This window comes from Winogradskyella aurantia, from assembly GCF_002266855.1.
Lineage (GTDB): Bacteria > Bacteroidota > Bacteroidia > Flavobacteriales > Flavobacteriaceae > Winogradskyella > Winogradskyella aurantia.
Map to the genome: position 1 here is coordinate 669,407 of NZ_NGJN01000001.1, position 12,169 is coordinate 681,575.

A 12,169-nucleotide genomic window follows, 5' to 3' on the forward strand; every position below is an offset into this window, starting at 1 on the left:
GGACAACCCCGAGGGTTAAAATTTACAAATATCCCCTTGAGGGGACTTTAAGCGGGTGTAAAGAAGAAATTAATAAATATTATAATAACCAATTAATAGACTCCCGCTTTTGTGTGAAATATTATGAAACTAGAAATCTGCGCCAACTCATACCAATCCGCTAAAAATGCCCAAGACGCAGGTGCACATCGCATCGAATTATGTCAAGAGTTGTCCGTTGGTGGCTTAACGCCATCTTATGGCTTATTAAAGCAAGTTGTTGAGAATTTAGAAATACCTGTTTTTGTCTTGATTAGACCTAGAAGCGGTGATTTTGTATATTCAGATGCCGAGTTTGAAATTATGAAAAATGATATTCAGCTCTGTAAGAAATTAGGATGTAAAGGCATTGTTGCTGGGGTGTTAAATTCAGACAAAACTATTGATTTAGAGAGAACAAAGGAGTTGGTTGAACTATCAAAGCCATTGGAGTTCACCTTTCATCGTGCGTTTGATGAGGTTACCAATCCGAAAGAAGCTTTAGAACAATTAATAGATTTCGGGATTAAGCGGGTTTTAACGTCTGGCCAGGCGTCTTCAGCCGAACTCGGATTAGCTCTGTTGAAAGAATTAAATGAAATGGCAGGAGAAAGAATTATTATTTTGGCAGGAGCTGGCGTTTCACCAGAGAATGCATCAAAATTCAAAGAAGCCCGTTTACAGGAAATTCACGCCTCAGCGTCGTCGCAACTTGAAGAGCAAAATTCATTATTTTCGATGACATTAACCTATTCTGACCCCCAAAAAATTAAAGCTATTTTAAATGCGCTATAGTCTTCTGTTAGTCATCCTTGTATCTTTTAGTTGCCAACCTAAACACGATTTGCCAGAAATTATAGCCTTGCATAATAATTGGCAGTTCAAAAAAGTTACAGATTCGGTTTGGCAATCGGCAACCGTGCCTGGCAATGTGCATTCAGATTTGTTAGATCATCAAATTATTGAAGACCCTTTTATAGGAAACAACGAAAAGGATGTGCAATGGGTGTCTGACGCGGATTGGGAATACAAAACATCCTTTGCCTTGGATGAAGAAACACTTAAAAAACAAAACTTCCAGCTTAATTTTGAAGGTTTAGATACCTATGCTTCGGTTTATTTAAATGATAGTTTAATACTAAAGGCTAATAATGCATTTAGAGCATGGCATGTTAATGTAAAATCACTTTTGTCTTTAGAAAACGAACTTCGATTGGTGTTTGAGCATACGTCAAAATACGAAGAAGCGGAAAAGGAAAAGTTACCTTATGAGTTACCCGAAGGGAATAGGGTTTTTACTCGAAAGGCCCAATTTCAATACGGATGGGATTGGGGGCCAAAATTAAACACAAGTGGTATTTGGCGACCAGTTAAGCTCATAGCTTGGAATGATGCAAAGATTCAAGATGCCTATGTCCATCAAATGGAGTTAAATGATTCAATTGCCCAGCTGATGCTTCAGGTAGATTTCTCAAATGCTAAAACGGATGGCTATCGGTTCGAGGTGCGGGTTAATGATACTCTCGTTGCTGTTTCTGAAGAGAGTTCGCAATACAGCCCAATGTCAATTCCTTTTCAAATTAAAAATCCAAAACGCTGGTGGCCGCACAATCTAGGGGAACCTTATTTGTACGACATTAAGCTCGTTATAAAAGACAATAGAAAAATTTTAGACAGTATTTCTGTCAAAAAAGGCCTCCGAACTATTGAACTGTTCACTGAAAAAGATAGTATTGGGGAAAGCTTCTATTTTAAGGTTAATAATATACCGGTTTATGCAAAAGGGGCCAATTATATTCCACAACACAGTTTGCAAAACAAAGTCAATGATTCGGATTATGAAAGATTAGTAAATGACGCCGTTTATGCTAATATGAATATGCTCCGGGTGTGGGGAGGAGGCATTTATGAAAATGAAATATTCTATGACTTGTGTGATGAAAAAGGTATTTTGGTTTGGCAAGATTTTATGTTTGCCTGTGCTATGTATCCCGGTGATAAAGCCTTTTTAGAAAATGTAAAACAAGAAGCCATTGACAATGTGAAACGCCTTAGAAATCATGCCTCAATAGCGTTGTGGTGTGGTAATAATGAAAACTCTGAAGGCTGGCATCGCTGGGGTTGGCAGGACGGAAGAAGCGAAAAAGAGAAGGAAGAGATTTGGAACAACTATTTAAAAGTTTTCGACTCTATTTTACCAAATACAGTTGCCCAATTTACAGATATAGATTATTGGGAAAGCTCGCCAAAATATGGGCGTGGAAATCCCAAATATATAACCGAAGGTGATGCTCACGACTGGTGGGTTTGGCACGATGCCTATCCTTTTGAGCATTTGGAATACAGTATTCCGCGTTTTATGAGTGAGTTTGGGTTTCAGTCATTTCCAGGTTATGAGGTGATAAAGTATATTACCCAAAACGATAGTGTTGATATTTCTTCGGAAGGTTTTAAAAATCATCAAAAACACCTTAGAGGCTTTGAACTTATTGAAACTTATATGAAACGAGATTTTCCCGTTCCAACAGAAGCAGAAGATTATGTATATATGAGTCAATTATTGCAAGCCTACGGAATCACCAAAGGAATTAAAGCACAAAGACGCGCCAAGCCCTATAATATGGGAACTTTAATTTGGCAACTCAACGATTGTTGGCCTGCAGTCTCTTGGAGTAGCATCGATTATTTCGGACATTGGAAAGCACTGCAATATAAATTAAAACGTAGTTACGATGATATTTTGCTGTCGTCAACAATTCAAAACGACACGCTGAACGTATGTATTGTTAATGATAAACTAGAAGAAGAACGCGGCAAACTTTGGATGTCTGTAGAGGATTTTAATGGAAAAATACTATGGAAAGAGTCGGTAGAAATTCAAGTGATGCCTGGCTCAAGCGAGGTTAAATATAAAATACCATTAAGTGCTATTTCATTCCCAAAAGACGAAATTGTACTTAATTTGGGTTTCAATTTAAAAAAAGAATTATTCTTCTTCGTAAAACCAAAAGACTTAAAACTCAAACAAGCCAATGTAAAAACGAAGTTTTTAAAAATGCCAGACGGTTTTAAAGTAATGTTAACATCTAAAACACTGCAAAAAGATGTTTTTTTAAGCACTAAATATAAGGGTTGGTTTCATGACAACTTCTTTGATTTGTTGCCAGAAGAACAAAAGTGGATTTATTTTAAAACAGAGGATAATAGGTTGGATAATGCACAATTTTTAGATGATCTAGAAATAAAAAGCTTTAACAATTTCATAAGATAAGTCAGTGGTCTACTTTGTACATTTGATTTTAAATAGGTATTGAATGCGCTGGTTACTTTTTATCATTATCGTAGGGGTTGCAGATTATTATGCGTTCCAAGCGCTTCGAGCTGTTACAAAAAGCAATTGGTGGTATCTGTTATATTGGATGTTCACCTTGGCCATAATTGGAAATTTCGTATACCAATTTTATGGCTTTAATAGAAGTAATGGCTTTTCTCAAAGCAATTCCTTAGCTGTTGGATTTCTTATCGCAATGATTGTTCCAAAACTGGTCCTTATCGCCGTGATGTTTACCGAAGATATTTTTAGAGTACCACAAGGAGTTTACAGTTATTTTATGCAAGATAGCGGAAGCGACAATGGTGTTAAGCACTTACCATCACGACGCAAATTTATAAGTCAGCTAGCCTTGGGAATAGCAGCTGTTCCATTTGCGTCTATTCTTTACGGGATGTATAAGGGCAAGTACAATTTCAAGGTACTTAAGTATACTCTCCACTTCGAAGATTTACCCGATGCTTTTAATGGTTACCGATTAACGCAGATAAGTGACATTCACTCAGGTAGTTTTGATAACGTTAAAAAGGTAGAATATGCTATAGACTTGATAAATAAGCAAGAAAGTGATGTGATATTATTTACAGGTGATATGGTTAACAACAAAGCTACCGAACTAGAGCCTTATGTGTCAATTTTTAAAAAATTGAAGGCAACAGATGGCATGTTTTCTGTTTTGGGTAATCATGACTACGGCGATTATGTACGTTGGGATTCAGATGATGAGAAAAAACAAAATTTAGAGCGGCTCAAGGAACTTCAAAAGGAAATAGGTTTCGATTTATTGTTGAATGATAATCGTTTTTTAGAAAAGAAGGGAGAGCGCATTGCCATAATTGGAGTTGAAAACTGGGGTAAAGGTGGTTTTAAAAAGGCAGGTGATTTGAAACAAGCGGCTTTTGGTGTTGATAAAAACGATTTTAAAGTCTTATTGAGCCACGATCCTAGCCACTGGGATGCGGAAGTTATTAATGACGAGTATCACTATCATTTAACCTTAAGCGGTCATACCCATGGCATGCAGTTTGGGATAGAAATTCCGGGGGTTTTTAAATGGAGTCCAGTAAAATGGCGCTATAAGCATTGGGCGGGTATTTATGAGCAGTTGGGCCAGTATATTAATGTCAACAGAGGCTTCGGCTATTTAGCCTTTCCCGGACGTGTAGGTATTTGGCCAGAAATAACGGTTATAGAGTTGAAGAAAGGCGTAAAAAATGCATAATTACTAACAATTGTTTATTTTTATGAACCTCATAATGAACTTGCTACATTTTTGGTATTGAAATTTTAACTAGGTTTGTAAAACAGTATTGGATTAAAAACTAATTAGTATGTCAAAATTCGGGGAATTAATTGATGTAGAAATTCCTGTACTTCTCGACTTCTACACAGAATGGAATGAGCAATCCATTGCAATGCATCCAGTACTTAGAGATGTGGCCGCAGCTTTGGGAGATAAGGCAAAAGTTATAAAAATTGATGTAGATAAAAATAAAGAGCTCGCTGAGGCCTTAAGGGTTAAAGGTCTTCCTACACTGATAATTTATAAAAACGGTGAGATGAAATGGCGTCATAGCGGCGAACAAGATGCAAATACCTTAATCGGTATTATTCAAGAATATGTGTAGTCATTAAAGTTCTAATGCTTTAAACACATAGTTTTCTTTAGAAAAGTGTTCCAGCACCTTTGGTAGCGCAAATTTTAAATTTCTTGATGCTTTTAAACTATCGTGGAATACCACAATACTTCCTTTTTTTGCTGAGGCAATGACATTTCTAGAGCATTGGTCTTCACTTACGTTTTGGTCCCAGTCAAAAGATAGTATGTCCCAAAGAATTATTTTGTAACCTAATTTCTGAGTTGCTTTGGCTTGATTGGCTTTAAACTTTCCATATGGAGGGCGGAAAAGTTTGAACTTTGAATGAGTTTCCGTCGATTCGTTGGAGTAGGCTTGTTGCATAACCGTTTCAGCTTTAACAATATCCTCAACATAGACCTGTGTCTTGCATTTCCAACCCTTTAAGTGATTATACGTATGATTTCCAACTTTATGACCCTGGGCAACAATCCGTTTAAATATTTGAGGATATTTTTCAATATTATTACCAATACAGAAGAATGTAGCCTTAGCATTATAGGCATCTAATGCGTTCAGTACCCATTCGGTTATATCTGGTGTGGGACCATCATCAAAGGTTAAATAAAGTTCCTTCTTTTCAGTTGAAATATTCCACACAAAATTAGGAAAGACTGACTTAACGAATTCCGGTGTTTTGGCTGGAATAATACTCATGTGTTTTATTCTTCTTCAGGTGAAATGGCATTAGAGCTGTCATTTAGTAACGAATTAATGTCTATATCTTCGTCAAACGGCGGTTCCTCTTCAACTGGACCCATTAGGGGGTCAAATAATTTCAAATAACTATTGAACTTTTTAGTTTCCTCTAGCGCAAAGTCTTTATCATCATAAATAACCAAAACATCAACCAGGGCTCTATAGCGTTGAATATCTGTATAAATTTCTTCAATCAGTCGCTCTTGGGTTTTAAGGTTTTGACCACTCAAGAACATTAAATTTTCCTGATATTTCTCTGAAACATCTTTAAATAAAGCTCTACCTTTTTCTTTATTTCCTATTTCGTAATAGGCACTAATGTAAGGTTCTAACAAAGAATAGTACCCAAATTTATCAACAGGCATTTTCTCCATAGCTAAATCCGCTATTTCTTCAGCCTTGTTCAATTTGTCTTCATTTATGAGTTGCTCTATCAAACGAGCAAGGTTTCCTCTATATGTTATACCGTTGCGTCTAGTTTCAATATCATGGTAGATATTTTCACCACTGCCACCCCAGTACCATTTAGAAACTAGATCGTACATTAAGTCAGCATCTACACGGCCCATATCATAAGGATTAGCCCTATCTACAGGGGTTTTTATGGGCACTAACTTGTAACACATGCCATCTAACTGTAGGTAATCTTTAAGCCAGATATAATCCTCATCGCTAAATGCGCCACCTGTAAAATAGATAGGTCGTTCCCAATTATTATTGGCAATAATATCAAGCATTAGAAGTCGATTCTTATAAATATAGTTTCCGGCTATTTGTGTAAATAGTTCGTCCTCGATTTTATCTGCGTCTTTCGGTTTGACAATGCCATTTTTTAAGACAACTTCCTTATTTACAGGAATACTAATGTTACGTGTTGGGAAGTAATTGGAATTCAGCAGATGTTTGGGATAAACTCTTGGGTCTTCTCCGCGTTTTTCTATAATGAACTTTAATTTTGTAGTAGGTTCTTCACTGCCCACAAAATCCATAAATTCCTTAATACTCAAAGTATCATTAGCAATTTTCTCACTAATTTCTCGGTAGATAATCACGTCTCTATTACTACCACGATATTGGTTATGCGTCAATTGTGATGGTATTGGTTCACTTTCATACGCCTTGCGCTTCATTTGGTCTATATACCAATCGGTTTGGAAAAGACTAGTATTTACTACTCTTACATCTGTTCTTACCCCCTCAATCTCTTGCAGGTACCATAAGGGGAAAGAATCATTGTCTCCGATAGTAAACAAAATAGCATTTGGCGCACATGATTCGAGGTATTTTCTTGCCATGGCATTGGCCGTATATTTTCCCGAGCGATCATGGTCATCCCAATTGTTAGCGGCTAAGACTCCAGGTACAATTACCGCACATAACAGTGAAATGACAGGCGCAGTTAATTTCGATTTCACAGTTGTTTTCAGTAAATCGTAAATAGCATAAACACCAAAACCAATCCATATGGCAAAGACATAAAAGGAACCAACAACCGAATAATCACGTTCTCTAGGTTCAAAAGGCCTTATATTGGTGTAAAATTGTATGGCAAGTCCGGTCATTAAAAAGAAAACCAGCATCACCCAAAACCGTTTCTTATCTTTATTAAATAAAAATAAGAACCCTACCAAGCCTAAGAGCAAGGGTAGGAAATAATATGTATTGCGCGCTTTATTGTCCTCAACATCAGAAGGTAAATTATCTTGAGTCATGCCGAGATGCATCTCGTCAATGAACTTAATGCCTGAAATCCAATTTCCGTTAAAGTCGTCAAACTTTCCTTGCACATCGTTCTGCCTTCCTGTAAAATTCCACATAAAATAGCGCCAATACATATAACCGAACTGGTATTGAATCATATAGGCTATATTGTCTGTAAATGACGGTTTTTCAACCGTTAAATATTGTTGTCCGTAACGTCTTAAAAATTGGTCATAACCTTCATAATCAATTTCGCCATTGGCCACACGCATTCTAAAATCAGCTACAATCTGGTCAAAGCGCCGTTTTTCTTGCATCGCATATTGTCCGGCTTGTTCTTCTGATAATCCATAACTCAAAGCTTCGTTGTACGCTTGGCTTTGTAGGTTGGGATTTACTTTAAAATTGATCAAGCCCGAGAACATCATATAATTTTGTGCGTGTTCACTACTCCACATGCGTGGCAAAATAGAAGCGTGTTCATGGTTGTAGTTCTGCTTACTTTTTTCCCAGTCGTTAATAATGACGTATTTGCCTAATTCCTCATCCTTCTCATAATTTTTCTTATCATCAACAAAGGGTTCGTCCTTATCTGCACCAGAATAGATTTCTGTAAACTGAGGACCGTAGAATAAATGAGTTTCCGGATATTGCTCGAGGTTGTAATAGGCCAATAGTTCCCGAGCGTCAGATGGATTGTTTTCGTTTATGATTACATTAGCATTAGCTCTAATAGGTAACATAAGCCATGATGAAAATCCTATAAAAATAAACATCAAGCATAATACTAAGGTATTGGCATGTTGAAGGCCTTTCTGACGCGTATATTTCAAGCCTAGATAAAATAGGCCAATGACTAGGAACCCTGTAATGATGGTTCCGGAATTAAACGGGAGTCCAACCGAATTAACAAAAAACACCTCTAAATACCCAAAGAGTTTTAACGTGGAAGGTAACAATAGTTTAAATATAAAAAGTAAGACCGCAGCCGAAGCCAAATTGGCAATAATAAAATTCTTAACGGTTAGGGTCTTGTAATTTTTAAAATAATAGATTAGGCCAATGGCTGGAATAGTAAGAAGTCCCATAAAATGGACACCAAAGGAAAGACCAATAATAAAGGCCATTAGAATGAGCCAACGGTTCCCTCTTGGCTTATCCATATCTCGTTCCCATCTTAAACCTACATAAAAGAGAATGACCATAATTAATGTGGCCATGGCATAAACCTCAGTCTCTACGGCATTAAACCAAAAGGAATCAGTAAATGTAAATGCCAAGCTACCAACAAAAGCACTACCTAGAATTGCTTGTCCCTTAGCTGGCTTTGAATCTTTGTCATACTTTACCAACGTTACAAGTAGCATACTTATGGTCCAAAACATAAAAAGAATAGTAAAAGCACTAGAAACAGCACTCATCATATTAAGGAGCATACCAATTTGTGAGGGCTCTAGAGCAAACATGGAGAAAAAAGCACCCATCATTTGAAACAATGGAGCGCCAGGAGGATGGCCGACTTGTAACTTAGAAGAGGTTAATATATATTCTCCCGCGTCCCAGAAACTAACGGTAGGTTCAATGGTCATTGCGTAAACAACAAACGCAATGGCAAAAACAGCCCATGCTAAAATAGTATTCCACTTTTTGAAGTTAAAATCTCCCATATTAACCAGTCTTTATGATGCCGACGAATTTACTAATTATTATAGTATCGCCTAGTGTTTTAAGTTAACGTTAAGTAAAAACAATTATTTTTTTGTTTTTTTTTGCCCAAGCGAAACTTTGTTTTAAATTTGCAGCCTCAATTTGAGAGATTGGCCCATGGTGTAACTGGCAACACGTCTGGTTTTGGTCCAGAAGAGTCTAGGTTCGAGCCCTAGTGGGCCAACGAAGTTTAAATCCTGAACATTACACGTTCAGGATTTTCTTTTTTTGTCTGGAAAGAGAGAGCGGACAGCTTATATTCAGTAGACCTGACTCAGGTACTAGGAGGTTTAAAAAATCGGATTGGTTGTGAAATAAGCTTATTTGTGAGGTTTCGACTGTTAAATCTTGAAAGTTATGACAGGTCGCTTTGCGTGATTCACTAAGTCTTCGCTAATGCTTCCGTTTAAAAAATGGGCTATACCTTGCCTTCCATGAGTGCTTATACCAATTAAGTCAGCATCTATATCCTTTGAAAAGTTTAAAATACCTTGTTCAATGGTAATGTCATTATGCACGGTTATAGTATAATTATCAAAAGATTGGCCCGAAATAAAATCATTAATGCGGGCGTTGGCTTCATAGGTGGTTATAAATTTATTAGCAGTGTTCACCATCAGTAAATGTATTTTAGCATCAAAAGCTTTGGCAAACTTTACGGCTTGTTCATAGGTTTTTCTATTGTCGTTTTTGAAATCTGATGCAAATACAAAGTTTTTGATATTAAACGAATGATGCTCGTTTTTAATCACAAGCACAGGCACATCCGAAGTCCGCACTACTTTTTCAGCATTAGAACCCACAAATACCTCCATGATTCCAGAAGCGCCATGAGACCCCATAACGATTAAGTCAATTTCAAATTCATTGCAAGCTTCCTTAATTTCATTGAAGCTTATATCAGCTTTTACTGTTTCGTGTACTTGAATACCCTCTAAAAAATCTTGATCCATTAAGTCCTCAAACTTCCTATGTGCCAACTGCATAAAAAACAAAGCCTCAGGAACATCGCTATGGGCGTTGATAGGATCTATTTGTTGCATGGGGATTTCAAGCATATGCAAAAGGTATATTTCAGCCTCAAACTTTTTGGCAAGCATGGCGGCAACCTTTAGGGCATTTTCAGCCTGTTCTGAAAAATCTGTAGGAACGAGGATTCGATACATTTGTGTTGGTTTAAGGTTAGTCACATAAATTTAAGAAAATAAATCTACTTCTTCTTGGCTTGTGAGAATTATTATTAAGTTGTATATTTGCAACGTTATTTACGAAAATGAATAGGCGAGAGGACATAGAGTCCTCTCTTTTTATATCAACAAATGATCAGGGAAATTGTAGAGGATTTATTGCAAAAGGCGCTGAAGGAAAGAGAGGATTTATTTCTTATAGACTTTAATCTTTCTGCAGATAATGCTATCTCCATAGTTATTGATGGCGATAGCGGTGTATTGGTGGAGGACTGTATGTTCATAAGCAGGGCTATAGAGCATAACATAGATAGAGATGAATATGATTTTTCTATTGAGGTCCTATCGGCAGGAGCAACGGCTCCACTGCAGTTTCCGCGACAGTATCATAAGCATATAGGAAGAAGTCTTGAGGTAAAAACCCAAGATGACAAAAACTATGAAGGCATGCTGGATACTGTGAATGATGATGGTATAGTGTTGAAGTGGAAAACAAGGGAACCTAAACCAGTTGGAAAGGGTAAAATAACCGTAATGAAAGAAGCAGAAGTTGCTTTTGATCAAATTAAGGAAGCAAAAGTTAAAATAAAATTTTAATTCAAAAACAATTATGGAAAATGTAGCGTTAATTGAATCATTTTCGGAATTTAAGGATGATAAATTAATAGATAGAGTTACGCTGATGGCGATTCTCGAAGATGTCTTGCGTAATGCATTGAAGAAGAAATATGGAGATGACGATAATTTTGATATCATTATAAATCCAGACAAAGGTGACCTTGAAATTTGGAGAAATCGTGTGGTTGTTGCAGATGGTGAAGTAGAGGATCCTAACCAAGAGATAGAGTTGTCTGAGGCGCAAAAAATAGAACCTGATTTTGAAGTAGGTGAGGATGTTGCAGAAGAAGTGAAGTTGATTGATTTAGGAAGACGCTCCATTTTAGCATTGAGACAAAACTTAATTTCTAAAATTCACGAACACGATAATACCAATATATACAAACAATTTAAGGAATTAGAAGGCGAAATATACACTGCGGAAGTTCATCATATTCGTCATAGGGCAATTATTTTATTAGACGATGACGGAAACGAAATCATATTGCCTAAGGACAAGCAAATACCGTCAGATTTCTTTAGAAAAGGCGAGAATGTGCGTGGAATAATTGAAAGCGTGGAATTAAAGGGTAGTAAACCTTCAATTATCATGTCAAGAACATCACCTGTATTCTTGGAAAAATTATTTGAGCAAGAAATTCCTGAAGTGTTTGATGGGTTAATTACTGTAAAAAGAGTAGTCCGTATTCCTGGTGAAAAGGCGAAAGTTGCAGTAGACTCTTATGACGATAGAATTGACCCCGTAGGTGCTTGTGTCGGAATGAAAGGCTCGAGGATTCACGGTATTGTACGCGAATTGGGTAATGAAAATATTGATGTAATAAATTACACCAATAATATTCAACTTTTTGTAACAAGAGCACTTAGTCCAGCTAGGGTTACTTCGTTAAAATTAGATGAGGAAAACAAACGTGCAGAGGTGGTGTTAAAACCAGAGGAAGTATCTAAAGCTATTGGTAGAGGAGGTCATAACATTAGGTTGGCAGGACAATTAACAGGTTATGAAATAGATGTTTTTAGGGAAGGTGCCGAAGAGGATGTGGAATTATCTGAATTCAGTGATGAAATTGATAGCTGGATAATAGATGAGTTCAGTAAGGTAGGACTGGACACCGCTAAGAGTATCATAGAATTAGATGTTGAGGACCTCGTAAAACGTACCGATTTAGAAGAAGAAACAATAATTGAAGTCTTAAAGATTCTCAAAGAAGAATTTGAAGATTAAAAAACAGTTCAGCACCAAGGGTTTTTGAAGTTGAACTGATATTAAA

General features: G+C 36.7%; 9 protein-coding genes and 1 tRNA gene. 7 read left to right on the forward strand and 3 right to left on the reverse strand.

Going from position 1 to position 12,169, the window contains the following annotated elements; genetic code table 11:
- Window positions 1-123: 123 nt before the first annotated feature.
- The 4 genes from CA834_RS03035 to CA834_RS03050 all read left to right on the forward strand — a co-directional run bounded on the left by CA834_RS03035 (window position 124) and on the right by CA834_RS03050 (window position 4,977).
- Window positions 124-813, forward strand: coding sequence for a copper homeostasis protein CutC (locus CA834_RS03035; protein WP_094967173.1), 690 nt, complete (start codon window positions 124-126; stop codon window positions 811-813).
- Window positions 803-3,289, forward strand: a complete 2,487-nt coding sequence (locus CA834_RS03040; protein ID WP_094967174.1) for a beta-mannosidase — start codon at window positions 803-805, stop codon at window positions 3,287-3,289. Before CA834_RS03035 ends, CA834_RS03040 begins: the two co-directional genes overlap by 11 nt.
- A 43-nt stretch (window positions 3,290-3,332) precedes the next feature.
- A complete protein-coding gene (locus CA834_RS03045; RefSeq protein WP_094967175.1) occupies window positions 3,333-4,571 on the forward strand; it encodes a metallophosphoesterase in 1,239 nt (412 codons plus the stop codon).
- A 109-nt stretch (window positions 4,572-4,680) separates the two neighbouring features.
- The gene (locus tag CA834_RS03050; protein ID WP_094967176.1) at window positions 4,681-4,977 is read left to right on the forward strand and encodes a thioredoxin family protein; all 297 of its coding nucleotides are present in this window, start codon (window positions 4,681-4,683) and stop codon (window positions 4,975-4,977) included.
- Window positions 4,978-4,980: 3 nt separating this feature from the next.
- On the opposite strand, the gene CA834_RS03055 is transcribed toward CA834_RS03050, so the two are convergent.
- The gene (locus CA834_RS03055; RefSeq protein ID WP_094967177.1) at window positions 4,981-5,643 is read right to left on the reverse strand and encodes a polysaccharide deacetylase family protein; all 663 of its coding nucleotides are present in this window, start codon (window positions 5,641-5,643) and stop codon (window positions 4,981-4,983) included.
- A gap of 5 nt (window positions 5,644-5,648) precedes the next feature.
- On the reverse strand, window positions 5,649-9,053 hold the full coding sequence (locus CA834_RS03060) for a glycosyltransferase family 117 protein (protein ID WP_094967178.1): 3,405 nt from the start codon (window positions 9,051-9,053) through the stop codon (window positions 5,649-5,651).
- Between the two features lie 151 nt (window positions 9,054-9,204).
- Between CA834_RS03060 and CA834_RS03065 the strand changes: the two genes are divergently transcribed.
- Window positions 9,205-9,277 (forward strand) — tRNA-Gln (locus tag CA834_RS03065).
- A gap of 157 nt (window positions 9,278-9,434) precedes the next feature.
- Here the strand turns inward: CA834_RS03065 and CA834_RS03070 are convergent.
- The gene (locus CA834_RS03070; protein WP_094967179.1) at window positions 9,435-10,259 is read right to left on the reverse strand and encodes a universal stress protein; all 825 of its coding nucleotides are present in this window, start codon (window positions 10,257-10,259) and stop codon (window positions 9,435-9,437) included.
- A gap of 153 nt (window positions 10,260-10,412) precedes the next feature.
- Between CA834_RS03070 and rimP the strand changes: the two genes are divergently transcribed.
- Together rimP and nusA are read left to right on the forward strand one after the other, a co-directional pair.
- Complete coding sequence (gene rimP / locus CA834_RS03075; RefSeq protein WP_094967180.1) at window positions 10,413-10,877, forward strand: ribosome assembly cofactor RimP; 465 nt, start codon at window positions 10,413-10,415, stop codon at window positions 10,875-10,877.
- Window positions 10,878-10,890: 13 nt separating this feature from the next.
- Window positions 10,891-12,123: a transcription termination factor NusA gene (gene nusA / locus CA834_RS03080; RefSeq protein ID WP_094967181.1), complete on the forward strand. Its 1,233-nt coding sequence runs from the start codon at window positions 10,891-10,893 to the stop codon at window positions 12,121-12,123.
- Window positions 12,124-12,169: the final 46 nt, after the last annotated feature.